This window comes from Chondromyces apiculatus DSM 436 (assembly GCF_000601485.1).
Lineage (GTDB): Bacteria > Myxococcota_A > Polyangia > Polyangiales > Polyangiaceae > Chondromyces > Chondromyces apiculatus.
Window position 1 is genome coordinate 1 of sequence record NZ_ASRX01000012.1, and the last position, 17,015, is coordinate 17,015.

Here is a 17,015-nt window from a genome sequence, read left to right on the forward strand (position 1 = left end):
GGGGCGGGGGCGGGGGCGGGGTGGTGGTAGGCGGTGCGGGCGCCGTGGCGATAGAGTTCCGCCTGGCCGAGGAGAGACGAGAGCCGACCATGAACGTTGATGCGCGCTTGCCGGAGATCTTCGAGGACGTCGAGGCGTGCGTGGAGGCGATCCTCGCGCGGGTGGGGCGAGACGTGCGCATTGGCGTGCCGCTCGGGCTGGGCAAGCCGGTGGAGCTGGTCAACGCGCTGTACGCGCGGGCGCGAAGGGACAGCGGGATCCAGCTCACCATCCTCACGGCGCTGTCGCTGGAGCGGCCCGTGCCCGGGGAGGGGCTGGAGGGGGCGCTGATGGGGCCCTTCCTGGACCGGGTGTTCGCGGGGGTGCCGAGGCTCGCGTACACGGAGGCCCAGCGCGAAGGGCGGCTGCCGGCGAACGTGCGGGTGGTGGAGTTCTTCTTCCAGCCAGGGAGCCGGCTGGGGGACGCGCGGGCGCAGCGCGATTACATCAGCACGAACTACACCTTCGCGGCGCGCGACGTGTTCGGGCAGGGCTGCAACGTCGCGGCGCAGATGGTGGCGAAGCGGGAGGGACGCGGAGGTCTGGCGGGGGTGCGGTACAGCATGAGCTGCAACCCGGACACGAGCCCGGAGCTGGCGCGGATGCTGCGCGCGGCGGAGGCGGCCGGGGAGCGCAAGGTGGCGGTGGTGGGGCTGGTGAACCAGACGCTCCCGTACATGGAGCTGGACGCCGAGACCGGGCCGGAGATGTTCGATTTCGTGGTCGACCACCCGCGCTACACGACGGCGCTGTTCTCGACGCCGAAGACGCCGGTGGCGACGGCGGATCACGCGATCGGGATGCATGCCTCGGCGCTGCTCCGCGACGGGGGGACGCTGCAGATCGGGATCGGGAGCCTGGGGGATGCGCTCGTCCACGCCACCATCCTCCGGCACCGCGACAACGAGGCTTACCGGGAGGTGCTGGGGGCGCTCGGGGTGCTCGACGCGGCCAGCGCGCACCACGCGCTGATCGAGGGCTGGGGAGGGCTCGGGCCGTTCACGCGGGGGCTGTACGGGGCGAGCGAGATGTTCGTGGATGGGTTCCTGCAGCTCATGCGCGCCGGCATCCTGAAGCGCCGGGTCTACGAGATGCGGGCGCTGCAGGAGCTTCTGGACGGTGGGCTCGACGAGGCGGCGGCGCCCTCGGCCGCGCTCCTCGACGGGCTGGTGGCACGGGGCGCGCAGTTCCTCCGCGCCGAGGACTTCGCGGCGCTCCAGCACCACGGGGTGTTCAGCGACGAGACGGGCTACGAGGACGGGCACCTGATCGCGGAAGGAGGCGCGCGCATCCCGGCGTACCTGGCCGATCCGGAGGCGCGCCGGGCGATCGGGGAGCGCTGCCTCGGCGCGGGGCTGCGCCGGGGGGTGGTGCTGCACGGGGGGTTCTTCCTCGGGCCGCGCGATTTCTATGCGGCGCTGTCGGCGATGAGCGACGAGGAGCGGAGGACGATCTGCATGACGGGGGTGGAGAAGGTCAACCAGCTCGATCTCGACCCGCCGCTCTACGAGGCGCAGCGGATCCACGCCCGCTTCGTCAACACCGGGATGATGGCGACGCTCTCGGGCGCCGTGGTGTCGGATGGGCTGGAGGATGGGCGGGTGATCTCCGGCGTGGGGGGGCAGTACAACTTCGTGGCCCAGGCGCATCAGCTCTCCACGGGGCGCTCGATCCTGCTCGTCCGGGCGGTGCGCCAGAAGGAGGGCAGCGAGGCCACGAGCAACATCGTGTTCTCCTATGGGCATTGCACCATCCCGCGGCACCTGCGCGACGTGGTGGTGACGGAGTACGGCATCGCCGATCTGCGCGGGAAGACGGACAGTGAGGTGGCGAAGGCGCTCCTGAACGTGGCCGACGCGCGCTTTCAGGGAGCGCTGCTGGAGCAGGCGATCCGGGCCTCCAAGATCGAGCCTGGCTACAAGATCCCGGCGCGGCACCGGGACAACACGCCGGAGCGGCTGGCACGGGTGCTGGGGCCGCGGGCAGCGATGTTCCCGGCGTTCCCGTTCGGGAGCGACTTCACCGCCCAGGAGCTGCGGCTGGTGAGGGCGCTGCAGGCGGTGAAGGCGCGCGTCAGGGCCACGCCGAAGTGGAAGCTCCTGCCGCAGGCGTTGCGCCAGGAAGAGCCCTCCGAACCCGAACTGCGGTCCGACCTGGAGAGGGTCGGGCTCGGGCGCGCTCAGGGGATCGAGGATCGTGTCGCCCGCAGCTTGCTCATCGAGGCGCTGCGCGGGGAGTGACTCAAACGCTCTGCCACTGGAACGCGACGTGGTCGGGGGCCTTGCTCGCTTGCAGGATGTAGCCCACGCCGTTGTCTCCGAACATCACGGGCAAGTTGTTGCTCGAATTGATCTGGAAGAGGAGCCTGTCCAGCTCCACGCCGCGCTTCTTCGAGGTCGGGTAGCTCGCGTCCTGCACCCAGCTCGGCCAGCCGCAAAGCTTGTCCTCCTTCACGTTGAGCTTGAAGGTCGTCTCCTCGGCCTCGCTGGGGATGTCGGCCTTGTAGCGGTGCCATGGCTGGCTCCCGGCCTCCCGGAAGGGCGTGTCGCTCACCTGCTTCCAGCCGGTGATGGCCTTCTGGGGCAGCGGTGAGAGGCCTTGCGGCGGGATGGCGAGGCCTCCCTTGCGGAGGTTGGCGCTGCGCACGATGCGGACGAGGTGGCCAGGCGAGAAGGGCTCGTAGGGCTGATTCTCGACATCGAAGAAGAGCTGCAGGAGGCCGCCGCCCGTCTGCGCCCGGGCCTCCACCGGAGCGTCGTCCAGGTTGATCTGCAGGATGAAGGTGAGCGGCGCGCCCTCGCTGGACACGGGCCACGCCTCGTCCGCCGCGAGCCAGGGCAGGCCGCCGAACCGCGAGGCGTGCGGGATCACGAACGCGGTCGGCTTCTGCGAGGTGACGCGGGGGACCCAGGCGGGGCGCGCGAACTGCTTGAGCTGTTGCTTCGTGGCCGCCACGAGCTTCTGCTTCGCCTTGGGGTCGCCGCCGGCGGCGATGAGGAGGGCCCGGATCTCCGGCTTCCCCTTGGCGTCGTCGAGCGCATTGTCGCCGTCCTCGGTGCGGGCGTGGACGTCGGCGCCCGCCTGGATGAGCAGGGCGACGAGCTTGGGGTGCCCCTTGTAGGCGGCGACCTGGAGCGCGCGCCGGCCGGTGAACGACTCGGCCTCGGGGCTCGCGCCCCGCGCGAGGAGCAGCCTGGCGGGAGCCTCGTGGCCGTTCTGCGCCGTGAACCAGAGGGACTGGTCGAGGGACTTCTGCGGGACCGGTCCGGCGAGGAGGAGCTCCACGATCTCCGTGTGGCCCGCCGCCGCGGCCATCTGCAGCGCCTGGCCCCGATCCTCTTCGGTGGCGTCCGGCAGGAGCTCCTGCACGCGCGCGATGCGGCCGAAGTTGGCGGCGCTGAAGAGGGAGAGGTCGGCGTCGGTCCGCGGGGTCGCGCCGGCCGCGAGGAGGAGGTCGATGACGGCCTGAGAGCCTTGCTTGCGGGCGTGATCGAGGGGCCTGTCGTCGTTGTAGCCGATCAGGAAGTCGAGGCGCGCGCCGGCGTCGAGCAGCGCCTGCACGATCTCCGGGTCGCCGTTCTCGATGGCGCGGGTGAGGGGGTGGTCCTCGTTCCTGTTGCCCTGCAAGGAAGGGTGTTCGGGCGAGGCCCCCGCTTCCAGCAGCAGGCGCAGGGGGGCGATCCGGCCAGCCCTGGCGGCATAGGCGAGCGTGCTGGTTCCCGACTCGGGGGTGAGCGCCCCGGGATGCGCGATGAGGTTCCGGAGGAGGGCAAGGGAGCCGGAGAGCGCGGCATTGGCGAGCGCGCTGGAGAGGGCGTGGGGCGGCGGGTTCTCGCGGAGGAGGCGCCGCTGGATCTCCAGGAGGGCGTCGTTCTGGAGGCCCTGGATGGCGGACGGTACGTCGGAGGTGTCCTTCGCGAGCACCTTGTCCACGGCGTCGAGCTTACCGCTCGCGATGGCGTCCCAGAGTTTCATGGGGGGCACGGTAACAGGACGGAAAGGCCGGGTGCAGCCGTCACGCTCCTCACCAGCGAAGGGCGCCAAGGGCGCCAAGGGCGCCAAGGGCGAGGGCAACCGTCAGGAGGGGCAGCCGCTCGCCCCCTCCCCCGGTTTGTGGCTCGCCCGGTCGCCGGGGGACCGGTCAGGAGATCATGAAATGGGGGGAAGGCCACGGGCAGAGCAGCTTCTGGACGTCGTCCGGGAAGCGCATCCCGACACCTCTCCAGGTGATTGCAGCGCGCGGTTTCGCGCTACACTTTGCGAAGATGTCGCACTCTCTGAGACCGGTCCCGTCGACGCTCTCCGTGGACGAGGAAGCCCCGAAGCGGCGGCGGCGAGGTCGGGTCCTTCGCGCCTCCGTTCTGGCAATCGCGTCGGCCACGTTGCTCATCGGCGGGGCGCTGATCCGCCGGGCAGATTCGGCCGATCTGCAGGACGTCGCGCGGGAGCTGTTCCCGGCGCCCTCGGCGAGCTTCATGGACCGGCTGGACGTGAGCGTGTTCCAGCGGGGCAACCTCCACACGCACTCCGCCCGGACCGACGGCGACAGCCCGGCGCAGGTGGTGATCGACTGGTACCGCACGCACGGTTACCAGTTCCTCGCCCTGACCGACCACAACACCTACCTCGACGGCGCGCGCCCGCCCGAGGTGCAGGACCACGATTTCGTGGTCATCCCGGGCGAAGAGATCACCATGGTGGCTGCGATGCAGCCGGTGCACGTCAACGCGATCTGCACGAAGGAGCGCATCGGCGGGGGGACGTTCCGCACCCCGGGCGCCGCGCTCGCGTGGGCCACGGCCAAGATCCTGGCGCAGGACGGGGTGGCCATCGTCAATCACCCGAACTTCCACTGGGCGCTGGATCCCGAGCACATCGCGGAGGCGAAGGGCGCGCAGCTCCTCGAGATCTGGAGCGGCCACCCGCACGTGCGGAGCGATGGCGACGAGGGCCACGCCTCCGCGGAGGCCAAGTGGGATCAGGTGCTCTCCTCCGGTCGGTCCATCGCCGCGGTCGCCGTCGACGACATGCACGCGCTCACCGGTCTCAACAAGAACGTCCCCCAGGCTCCCCCCGGGGTGGCATGGGTGGAGGTGTTCGCGGAGGAGACCTCGCAGGAGGCGATCTGCGAGGCGCTCGCCGCAGGGAAGCTCTACGCCTCGGCAGGTCCCCGGATCACGCACCTCGGCGTGGGCGACGATCGGTTCACGCTCGATGTCGAGACGCCCGAGCTGAAGGTCGAGTTCCTCGATCACGGAGGGCAGCTCCTCGCCTCGGAGCAGCCGGAAGCGGTCGAGGACTCCGGCGACGACGAGGCACGCCCGGTGTACCGCGCGAGCTACCGCCTCAACGGCACCGAGCGGTTCGTCCGCGCGCGGCTCACGGCGCCCGACGGGAAGCGCGCATGGACCCAGGCCTACTGGGTCGCCCGCTGACCGCGGTGTAGCGATTTGCGACGGCGAGGGCGCACGCGGGCATGCTCGGGGGAGAGGCGGTGCTGGGGGCTTTTCGAAGCTGCCGAGGGGCACCGTGGCAGGGCACAGCATCGCTCATGACGACGTGACTTGAAGGAGCTGCAACCATTTCCTAAGTTGCAGCGACGTGCCTCGGACGTCGTCCCTTGCAGGCTGGCTCGAACGCCTGGGAATCAGCCGCATGGCCGCGCGGTACAACCCGACGCTCGACACCCTTGCGCGGTGCGTCGCGGCATGCGTCGCGGTGGCCCTCGGCGCCGTGCTCGCCGACAGCGCGGCGCGCCATGACTTCGCCGGCATCCAGCCCCTGAAGCACCTCGGCGCGGCGGTGAGCCTCTACGTCGCGGTGGGCGCGGCGGTCGGCGTGGCCTCGTTCGTGTGGGTCACCGTCGTCCAGCACCTCACGAGGCCGCTGAAGGCACGCGCCCCACGCGCGCGGGTGGCTGTCCGGGCGGCCATGTACGGCGCCCTCGCGGTCGCGGCCTTCACGAGCACGGCCTTCTGGACCTTCTCGGGCCGCGTCGCGCGGGGAGGATGGCTCGGCACCGTGGGGCCCTACCTGTTGCTCGGCGCGGTGCTCCTCGCGGCCGCCACGCTGGCGCTCGTTCAGGGTCGGGCAGCACGCGCGGCGAGGGAAGGGCGCCGGGCGGGGCTCGCGATGGCTGCCGCGCTGGCCGTGGTCGGCGTCGGGGTGGTCGTCGTGGACCTCACGGTGCTGGTGGGGGTGTACCGGCGCCTGCACACGGCGCTCGAAGTGAGCGCGGGGGTGCTCCTCGGGTGCGCCTGCTTCACGGGCCTGCTCTTGCTGGCCCGGCGCGACCGGGCGCGGGTCGCGGCGCGGAGGCTCACGCTCGTCGCCGCACTCTGGGCGCTGTGCTTCCTGGTCTCGCCGGGGCTCCGCGGGTGGCACGAGGGGGCGCTCGCGCACACGGGCCGGAACCCGGTGTACATCGGGCGGATGCTGCGCCGCCTCCAGGTGGCCAAGGCCACGCTGCGGGGCGAGGACCTCGGCGAGATGCGCGAGAACCGGCTGGCGGCGCTGCTCGATCAGTACGACGTGGACAAGCTGACCCGGGATCCGCGCTGGGACGCTGGCTGGAGCGAGCCGCCCGCGGCGCGCGCGGCGGGGGCGGAGGCGGCGGAGATCCGCAAGGAGGCCGCGGACTACAATGTCCTCGTCTACTACGTGGACACGCTCCGCAGCGACGTGGCCTACGACGACGAGGTGATGCCGAACGCCGCGGCCTTCGCGCGGCAGGCGATGAAGTTCGAGCGCGCCTACTCCACCGGCTCCGACACGCTGCGCGCCTTGCCGACGCTGCTCGGGGGGAGCTACGACGGCCTCGCGAAGAGCCCGGGGAGCCTGCTCGACGTGGCCAGGCGCCGGAAGATCGAGACCAGCCTGTTCATCCCGGACTCGGCCGCGGACTTCCTCGGGCTGCACCTGCCGGAGTTCGCGTTCGACGAGACCCACCGGGTGCCCGACCACGCGCAGGGAGGGGTGTGGGGCTACGGGGCCGACCAGCCCACGGCAGGGCCGATGGTGGACCGCATGCTCTCCTGGCTCAGCCAGCGAGGCTCGAAGCAGTTCTTCGCGTGGATGTTCAACTTCGACGTTCACAACTGGCGCGAGCTCGACCGCACCTACGTCTACGGCTCCGCGGAGCGCTACCACGTGCCCGACGAGGGGCCGTGGAACTGGCGCTACCGGGTGGTGGCGCGCAGCCTCGACGAGCATTTCGGCAGGCTCCTCAAGGGGCTGGAGGATCTCGATCTGACCGATCGCACCATCGTGCTGTTCCTGTCGGATCATGGCGAGGCGCTCGGCTACAACGGGTTCTGGATCCACTCGACCTTCCTCTGGGAGCCGCTCCTGCGCGTGCCGATCGCGCTGCGGATCCCCGGCGTCCCGCCGGTGGCCATCGACGAGGTGGCCTCGCTCATCGACATCGCGCCGACCATGGCCCGGCTGCTCGACCCGAACCCGCCGATGAACGGCTACCACGGCCAGGATCTGCTCGGGTTCCTCGCGTCGCCGCCGCCTCCGCGCCGGTTGCCGCTGCTCGCGGGGGCCGTGTCCGATCAGCAGATGGCGCGGGTGGGCCTCATCGAGGGTCAGCAGAAGCTCGTGCTGCCGCTCGAGTGGGGAGCCCCCGAGCTGTACGATCTGACGGCGCCGGATCCGGACCAGGTGGATCTGGCGGCGCTCCGCTCCCGGGAGACGCTGCGGCTCATGAGCACCTTGCTGCGCTCGCCGATGTTCCTGGCAGCGCAGGCGGAGCTGGAGCGGGCAGGGCCCTGAGCGCGGGTGCGACGCGGGTGCGGCGCGGGTGCGGCTTCGGGGAGACGCGCAGAATCTGCGCCCCGGAGCGCGCGCGAGGCACCGAGGTGAAGGTGCGACCTGAGGACAGGAGACGTCAGCGCGTGCGCACGCTGAGGCATGCAGTACTCACCCCCTGGAGGCGCCTGCGGCGCTCCCTGGAGAAGAGCGCCGAGTTGCAGGCTTTTCAGGTCCGAGATCCCCTGCCGATTGTAGGGTTCCGCCCATCTCCACGCGCGGCACGGGCTGTGTAGGGTTGAGGTGCTGCGTCTCCCCGGAGACGCGGGGGGTTCCTTGTTTCCGATCGGACGAGAGGTGTTGCTCATCACCGTGAAGTGCGTGTTCGCGCGCTGAACCCGTGGCGCGCAATTCCCCTCGCTGTCAGCGACGTCGTCGCTGATGTCACTCATCCACCCCCAAGCACGGCCTCCGCGGAGGCCGGCGGAGGAACTAGATACGTGAAGAGAAGGCTTGGATTCGGCGGGCTCGTAGGGCTCGCTCTCCTGGGCGCAGCAGGGAGGACCGCGCATGCGACGCCGTCCCTGCGCGTGCAGGTGGATCAACGGGGCGACTTCCTCCTCGTGGGGAACACGCTCGGACATGACTGCGTGGCGGCCACGCCCCTTCCCACCGTGGGCACGGTGGGCGCCTGCGGGACCAACACCACCGATTCAGCGCCGGATGTGTTCTGGCGCGCGGACGAGCCGGCCGCTGGTCAGGCAGCGGCGAACACCGCCATCACCGTGGATCTGGCGCGCAGCACGGCGGTGTTGACGATCCCGGCGAACGCCACGGTGACCCACGCTTTCCTGTACTGGGGCGCGCGGAGCCCCGGCCCGAACCCCGACGCCACGGCGACGCTGGACCGACCCGGCGCGAACGGCTTCAGCGCCGATCTGACCGCCATCCAGTCCTTCGTGGTCGATCCGGCGGGCGCTGACTACTACTACCAGTCGGTCGCCGACATCACCTCGATCGTCCAGGCCCGCGGCTCGGGGGCGTACCGCGTGAGCGGCGTCGAGTCGAACACGCTGGCCAACGTGACGAGCGACCTCAATTACGCCGGCTGGTACATGGTGGTGTTCTACCAGCTCAGCACCGAGCCGCCGCGCAACCTGGCGCTCTTCGATGGGCTGGACCGCGTGGCGAACGGCGCGCCCCAGAACGCCATCCTCTCGGGCTTCCTCGTTCCCCCCGCCGGGTACGACGCGAAGCTCGGCGTCGTCGCGTACGAGGGTGACACCGCGATCGTCGGCGACCAGTTCCTCTTCAACGGCACAGCGCTGTCGAACGGCGCCAACACGGCCAACAACTTCTTCAACAACACCCGGTCCTACTTCGGCAATCCGATCTCGTCGGTGGGTGATCTGCCGCAGCTCACGGGCGGACCCGGGAGCATGTCCGGCCTCGACATCGACGTGCTCGACATCACGCCCTACGTGACGGCGGGCCAGACGTCGGCGCCCATCCAGGCGACGAGCACCGGTGACGTGTACCTGCTCGGGGGCTTCGTCACCTCGGTCTCCACCTTCAAGCCCGACTTCACGACCTCCAACAAGACGGCGGTCGACGTGAACGGCGGGTCGCTGCTCCCGGGCGACGTCATCCAGTACACGGTGCAGGTCGTCAACACCGGCAACGACACCTCGGTCAACACGATCCTCACCGATCCGCTGCCGGTGGGGGTGACCTACGTCCCCGGTTCGCTGGCGATCACCGCGGGCGCCAACAGCGGCACCAAGACGGACGCTGCGGGGGACGATCAGGGGGAGTACACCGCGGCGACACGCACCCTCAGAGTGCGCCTCGGGACCGGCGCGAACGCGACCCAGGGCGGCACCATGGCCATCGCCGCCACCGCCACGGTGACCTTCCGGGTGACGGTGGACGCGGGCGCCTCGGGGACCATCGCCAACCAGGCGATCATCAACGCCGCCGGGCAGCAAGGCGCCCCCGCCACGGACACGCCCACCGACGGCAACGGCCCTGCGGGCGGCGCTCCCCCGACCACGGTCAACATCGATCAGTGTGATAACGACACCGGCTGCGCGGCGCCGACGCCGTACTGCAACGTCGGAGGGACACCGAACCTCTGCGTCGAGTGCCTGACGGACGCGCACTGCACGGCGCTTGAGCCGACCTGCGACGACGAGACGAACACCTGCGTCTGCGTGCCCAGCGGCGCCGAGGTGTGCGGCGATGGGATCGACAACGACTGTGACGGCGTGGCGGAAGAGTACTGCGTCGACACCGATGGCGATGGCATCTCCGACGACGAGGAGGAAGACCTCGGGCTCGATCCGAACGACGCCGACAGCGATGACGATGGCGTGATCGACGGCGACGAGCCCGCCTACAACGAGGACACCGACGAGGACGGCCTCATCGGCGCCCTGGATCCCGACAGCGACAACGACGGGATCTTCGACGGCACCGAGATGGGCCTCGACTGCGCGAACCCCGCCACGGACCCGGCCGCCATGTCCTGCACCGCGGACGGCGACATGGGCGCCACGGTGACCGACCCGCTGAACCCGGACACGGATGAGGGCGGCGTCATCGACGGCAACGAGGACCGGGATCACGACGGCGTGCAGGATCCCGACGAGACCGACCCGACGCTCGGCCACGGCGCCGACGACGCGCAGAACAACGACAGTGATGGCGATGGCCTCATCGACATCATCGAGACGGCGAACGGCACCGATCCCAACGACGCCGACAGCGACGACGACGGCGTGACCGACGGGAACGAGCCCGGCTACGCCGTCGACACCGACGGCGACGGCCTCATCGGCGCCCTCGATCCCGACAGCGACAACGACGGGATCTTCGACGGCACCGAGATGGGCCTCGACTGCGCGAACCCCGCCACAAACGCCGGCGCGAACACCTGCATCGCCGACGCCGACAGCGGCGCGACCACCACCGATCCGCTCGACGCCGACACGGACGACGGCAGCGTCTCCGATGGGATCGAGGACGCCAACCACAACGGGATGATCGATCCGGGCGAGACCGATCCGAACAACCCGGCCGACGACCTCGCCAACGTCGACTCGGACGGCGATGGCCTCTCGGATCTCGAGGAGATGACGATCGGCACCGACCCGAACGACGCCGACAGCGACGACGACGGCGTGATCGACGGGAACGAGCCGGACCACGACGAGGACACCGACGGCGACGGCCAGATCAACGCCCTCGACGCCGACAGCGACAACGACGGGATCTTCGACGGCACCGAGCTGGGCCTCGACTGCGCGAACCCGGCCACCGACACGGGGGCCAACTTCTGCGAGCCCGACGCCGACAGCGGCGCGACGACGACCGACCCGCTCAACGCGGACACGGACGGCGGCAGCGTCTCGGATGGCATCGAGGACGCGAACCACAACGGCGCCATCGATCCGGGCGAGACCGATCCGAACAACCCGGCCGATGATCTCGACAACGTCGACTCGGACGGCGACGGCCTCTCGGACCTCGTGGAGGACGCCATCGACACCGATCCGAACGACGCCGACAGCGATGACGACGGCGTGCTCGACGGTGACGAGCCGGACTTCGACGAGGACACCGACGGCGACGGCCTGATCAACGCGCTCGATCCCGACAGCGACGGCGACGGGCTCTTCGACGGCACCGAGATGGGCTTCGACTGCTCGAACCCGGCCACGACGCCCGGGGCCACGACCTGCGTGCCCGACGCCGACAGCGGCGCGACGACGACCGACCCGCTCAACGTGGACACCGACGGCGGCAGCGTGTCCGACGGCGTCGAGGACGTGAACCACAACGGCCAGATCGACGCCGGCGAGACCGATCCGAACAACCCCGCCGACGATGTCGCCGGGCAAGACTCGGACGGCGACGGGATCCCGGACGACGAGGAGGACACCCTCGGCACGGATCCGAACGACGCCGACAGCGACGACGACGGCGTGCCCGACGGCGACGAGCCGGACTTCGATCAGGACACCGACGGTGACGGCCTGATCAACGCGCTCGACGTCGACAGCGACAACGACGGGCTCTTCGACGGCACCGAGATGGGCCTCGACTGCTCGAGTCTAGGGACCGACGCCAGCGCTGGCCACTGCCGGCCCGACGCTGACAACGGGGCGACGACGACCGACCCGCTCGACGCGGACACGGACGACGGCGGCATCCCCGATGGCCAGGAGGACGTCAACTTCAACGGTGTCGTCGACGGGGCCGAGACCGATCCCAACGACCCCGCCGATGACGCGACGTTGATGGACACGGACGGGGACGGCCTGACGGATGCGGTCGAGGAAGCGATCGGGACCGATCCGAACGACGCCGACAGCGACAACGACGGCGTGATCGACGGTGACGAGCCGAACTTCAGCGACGATCAGGACGGCGACGGGCTGATCAACGCGCTCGATCCCGACAGCGACGGCGACGGGCTCTTCGACGGCACCGAGCTGGGCCTCGACTGCGAGGATCCGGACACGGATCCGGCGGCCAATACCTGCATCGCCGACGCGGACGGTGGGGCAACCACCACGAACCCGCTCGATCCGGACACCGATGACGGCGGCGTCAGCGATGGAGACGAGGACACGAACCACAACGGTCAGGTGGACCAGGGCGAGACGGACCCGAACGATCCCGAAGACGATGTGGTCGACAGCGACGGCGACGGCGTCCCCGACGACGTCGAGGTCCAGATCGGGACCGATCCGAACGACGCCGACAGCGACGACGACGGCGTGCCGGACGGGCAGGAGCCGAACTTCCTGCAGGACACCGACGGCGACGGGCTGATCAACGCGCTCGACCCCGACAGCGACAACGACGGGCTGTTCGACGGCACCGAGCTGGGTCTCGGCTGCTCGAACCCCGCCACGGACGTGAGCGTGGGCAACTGCGTCGCGGACGCGGACGGGGGGGCGACGACGACCGACCCGCTCGACCGCGACACCGACAACGGTGGGGTGAGCGACGGCGACGAGGACACGAACAAGAACGGCCAGATCGACCCCGGGGAGCGAGACCCGAACGATCCGTCCGACGACTCGCCCGAGGAGAGCTGCACGCAGGACAGCGACTGCGGCGCAGCGAACAGCGGTCAGATCTGCAACACGGACACCGGCGCCTGCGAGCCGGGCTGCCGCGGCGAGGGTGGCAATACGTGCCCCGATGGCCAGACGTGCAGCTCCACGGACGCCACGGCAGGTGACTGCTCGGAGCCTCCGACGGACGACGTGTACCCCGAGGGCAACGGCCTGCTCTGCGCCGCGCGGCCGGCGCAAGGCAGCGGGAGCAGCAGCGGCCCGCTCGCGGTGGCGCTCGCGGCAGTCGCTGGTCTGGCCCTGCGCCGGCGCCAGCGCGGGTCACGACGCTAGGCATCAGGACTCCGAACTCCTGACCGGAGCCCTCCGGCGTCAACGCGCTGGAGGGCCCGGGTCGGCCTCTCCCCTCCTCCCCCTACCTTCACCCTCGGTATCACCGTCTGCATCGGACTGGCGTCAGGCGCCCGTTCCGCTGAACAGGTGGCCCCGCCTCGCCCCACACCTGCTCACCCTTCGAGGTACACGACAGAGGTGCGTAGTGCCGCTCGCGCTGAGGACCGGAGGCGGCAGGGGGGTCACCCGAGGTGAGGCTCGGAGCCCTCACCTCTTCGCCCACGTACTCCGGCGGACTGCCGCATTTTGCTGCACTGTTACCGGTTGCCCGCGCCCGGATGGCCAGGAGTGCGCCTTGAGTCGTTCATTTCCACGTCCGGCATGGACTGTGTAGGGTGGAGATCCGCGTCTCCCGGAGTGCGTGGCGAACCGTCGTGCCTTCTTGGATCTCATGTAGCGGAGACGCCGCCGTCACCCACCCAACCTTCACCATTGCTCCTGCAACGCCAGGGGCTGAGGAGATCGAGCTTTGAAGAGAAGTCTTGGCATCAGCGGGCTCGTAGGGCTCGCCCTCCTGGGCGCAGCAGGGAAGGCCGCGAACGCGGCGCCCTCCCTGCGCGTGCAGGTGGATCAACGCGGCGACTTCCTCCTCGTGGGGAACACGCTCGGGTACGACTGCGCGGCGACCACGCCAGCCCCGGTGGTGGGCGACGTCGGGGCCTGCGGGAACGCCAACAGCATCAACGACTCGGCGCCGGACGTGTTCTGGCGCGCCGACGCGCCGTCCGAAGGAATGGCCGCGGCGAACACCAACATCTCCGTCGCGCAGGCGCGCAGCACCGCGGTGCTGACGATCCCGCCGAACGCCACCGTCACCCACGCCTACCTCTACTGGAGCGCGCGGAGCGGCGGACCCGCCGCGGACACCACCGCGACCCTGGACCGGCCGGGCGCCAGTGCCTTCAGCGCCGACGTGAACGCCATCCAGTCGTTCATCGTCGATCCGGCGGGCGCCGACTTCTTCTACCAGTCGGTCGCCGACGTGACGCAGCTCGTCCAGACCAACGGCTCTGGCGCGTACCGGGTGAGCGGCGTGGACTCGAACAACCTCATCAACGGGACGAGCGACGTCAATTACGCCGGCTGGTGGATGGTGGTCTTCTACCAGCTCGACACCGAGCCGCCGCGCAACCTCGCCCTGTTCGATGGTCTGGACCGGGTGGCGCAAGGCCAGAACCAGAACGCGACCCTCTCCGGCTTCTTCGTCCCCCCGGCCGGGTACGATGCGAAGCTCGGCGTCGTCGCCTTCGAGGGCGACACCGTCATCCAGGGCGACCAGTTCCTGTTCGACGGGGCGGCGGTCTCCAACGGGATCAACGGGGCCAACAACTTCTTCAACAACAGCCGCTCCTTCTTCGGCGCTCCCGTGTCGACCATGGGCGACCTGCCGCAGCTCACCGGCGACGCCGGGAGCATGTCGGGCATCGACCTCGACGTCATCGACATCACCTCCCTCGTGGAGGCGGGGCAGACCTCGGCGCCCATCCAGGCGACGACGACCCAGGACGTCTACCTGCTCGGAGGCTTCGTCACCTCGATCTCCACCTTCAAGCCGGATTTCTCCTCGTCCAACAAGACGGCGGTGGACCTGAACGGCGGGGCGCTGCTCCCCGGCGACGTCATCGAGTACACGGTGCACGTCGCCAACGAAGGCAACGACACCTCGATCAACACGGTGCTCACCGATGCGTTGCCCTCGGGCGTGACCTACGTCCCCGGCTCGCTGGCGATCGCCACCGGCGACAATGCAGGGGGCAAGACGGACGCGGCGGGCGACGATCAGGGAGAGTATGACGCGGGCACGCGGACCCTGACCGTGCGCCTCGGCGCGAACGCGGACGCAGCCCAGGGTGGCACCATGATCATCGGCGCCACGGCCACGGTGACGTTCCGGGTCACGGTGGACGCGACGGCCACGGGGACCATCTCCAACCAGGCGGTCATCAACGCCGCCGGCGAGCAAGGCGCGCCCGCCACGGACACCCCCACCGATGGCAACGGCCCCGCGGGCGGCACCCCTCCGACCGACGTCGACATCGGCCAGTGCGTGGACGAGGACGACTGCACCGACACCGACGGGGACGGGCTGCCCGATGTCTTCGAGGAGTTCATCGGCACCGATCCGAACGACGCTGACAGCGATGACGACGGCGTGCCCGACGGCGAGGAGATCGACCCGGCAGGAGACGCCGACGGCGACGGGCTGATCAACGCGCTCGACCCCGACAGCGACAACGACGGCCTCTTCGACGGCACCGAGATGGGCCGCGACTGCATGGGGACCGGTACCGACGCGGCCGCTGGTCACTGCCGGCCCGATGGCGACCAAGGCGCGACCACCACCAACCCGCTCGATGCGGACACCGATGGCGGCGGCGTCAGCGACGGCAACGAGGACTACAACTTCAACGGCGTCTTCGACGAGAGCGAGACCGATCCCAACGATCCGGCCGATGACGGGATCATCGTGGACACGGACGGCGACGGCCTGAGCGACATCCTCGAAGGGGTGCTCGGCACCGATCCCGAGGACGCCGACAGCGACGACGATGGCGTGCCCGATGGCCTGGAGCCGAACTTCAGCGACGATCACGACGGTGACGGGCTGATCAACGCGCTCGATCCCGACAGCGACAACGACGGCCTGTTCGACGGCACCGAGATGGGCCTCGACTGCCCGAACCCGCCCACGGACCCGGCCGCAAACAACTGCATCGCCGACGCCGATCCCACCACCACCACGAACCCGCTCGACGCGGACACCGACAACGGTGGCGCGCTCGACGGCGACGAGGACGTCAACCACAACGGCCAGGTCGACCCCGGCGAGCGCGATCCGCTCAACCCGGCAGACGACTTCCCGGACAGCGATGGCGACGGCATCCCCGACAACATCGAGGAGCAGATCGGCACCGATCCCCAGGACGCCGACAGCGACGACGACGGCGTGCCCGATGGCCAGGAGCCCGACTACGATCAGGACACGGACGGCGACGGGCTGATCAACGCGCTCGACCCCGACAGCGACAACGACGGCCTGTTCGACGGCACCGAGATGGGCCTCGACTGCCCGAACCCGCCCACGGACCCGGCCGCAGGAAACTGCATCGCCGACGCCGACGGCGGCGCGACCACCACCGACCCGCTCAACCCCGACACCGACAACGGCGGCGTGAGCGACGGCGACGAGGACACCAACAAGAACGGCCAGATCGATCCCGGCGAGCGCGATCCGAACGACCCGTCCGACGATGGCGTCACGCGCTGCACGCAGGACACCGACTGCGCTCAGGGTCAGGTCTGCGACACGGAGGCGGGGATCTGCGTGCCTGGCTGCCGCGGCGAGGGAGGTAACGCGTGCCCTGACGGGCAGGTGTGCAGCTCCACCGACAGCTCGGTGGGCACCTGCTCCCAGGCCAACCCGGACGGGTTGTACCCCGAGGGCAACGGCCTGCTCTGCGCAGCGCGGCCCGCTCAGGGTGGCGGTAGCAGCAGTGGCCCCCTCGCGGTGGCGCTCGCAGCCGTCGCCGGCCTGGCCCTGCGCCGTCGCCAGCGCGGCTCGCGTCGCTAGCGCATCCCCCTCCCCCAGGGGGGCGATCCGAGGGTGCGCGAGGGGTGATCCAGCCGATCACCCCTCCCCTCGGGAGGTGATCCAGCCGATCACCCCCTCCTCTGCACCTCCCTCTTCACGACCCGACCACACCCGCCCGGCGGAGGCCCGCAGTGCCTCCGAAGCCCGCCCGC

Annotated in this window: 6 protein-coding genes; 5 read left to right on the forward strand and 1 reads right to left on the reverse strand. The window is 70.2% G+C overall.

Annotated features, from left to right (window positions below; all coding sequences use genetic code 11):
- On the forward strand, positions 1 to 2,279 hold a 2,279-nt coding region (locus tag CAP_RS08915), incomplete at its 5' end, for an acetyl-CoA hydrolase/transferase C-terminal domain-containing protein (RefSeq protein ID WP_231511235.1).
- 1 nt (position 2,280) lies between these two features.
- Here CAP_RS08915 and CAP_RS08920 read toward each other — a convergent pair.
- Positions 2,281 to 4,014, reverse strand: a complete 1,734-nt coding sequence (locus CAP_RS08920; RefSeq protein WP_044238593.1) for an ankyrin repeat domain-containing protein — start codon at positions 4,012 to 4,014, stop codon at positions 2,281 to 2,283.
- Between the two features lie 290 nt (positions 4,015 to 4,304).
- Between CAP_RS08920 and CAP_RS08925 the strand changes: the two genes are divergently transcribed.
- From CAP_RS08925 to CAP_RS08940, 4 genes are all read left to right on the forward strand, one after another.
- Complete coding sequence (locus CAP_RS08925; protein ID WP_156040628.1) at positions 4,305 to 5,474, forward strand: CehA/McbA family metallohydrolase; 1,170 nt, start codon at positions 4,305 to 4,307, stop codon at positions 5,472 to 5,474.
- A gap of 220 nt (positions 5,475 to 5,694) precedes the next feature.
- On the forward strand, positions 5,695 to 7,815 hold the full coding sequence (locus CAP_RS08930) for a sulfatase-like hydrolase/transferase (RefSeq protein WP_044238596.1): 2,121 nt from the start codon (positions 5,695 to 5,697) through the stop codon (positions 7,813 to 7,815).
- A 476-nt stretch (positions 7,816 to 8,291) separates the two neighbouring features.
- A complete protein-coding gene (locus CAP_RS08935; protein ID WP_231511237.1) occupies positions 8,292 to 13,211 on the forward strand; it encodes a DUF3344 domain-containing protein in 4,920 nt (1,639 codons plus the stop codon).
- 529 nt (positions 13,212 to 13,740) lie between these two features.
- On the forward strand, positions 13,741 to 16,842 hold the full coding sequence (locus tag CAP_RS08940; RefSeq protein ID WP_052374548.1) for an isopeptide-forming domain-containing fimbrial protein: 3,102 nt from the start codon (positions 13,741 to 13,743) through the stop codon (positions 16,840 to 16,842).
- Positions 16,843 to 17,015: the final 173 nt, after the last annotated feature.

Excerpts from the sequence above, each read along its gene's own strand:
- CAP_RS08930 (WP_044238596.1), top strand. The coding sequence starts at position 5,695 with ATGGCCGCGCGGTACAACCCGACGCTCGACACCCTTGCGCGGTGCGTC.
- CAP_RS08920 (WP_044238593.1), bottom strand. The coding sequence starts at position 4,014 with ATGAAACTCTGGGACGCCATCGCGAGCGGTAAGCTCGACGCCGTGGAC.
- CAP_RS08925 (WP_156040628.1), top strand. The coding sequence starts at position 4,305 with ATGTCGCACTCTCTGAGACCGGTCCCGTCGACGCTCTCCGTGGACGAG.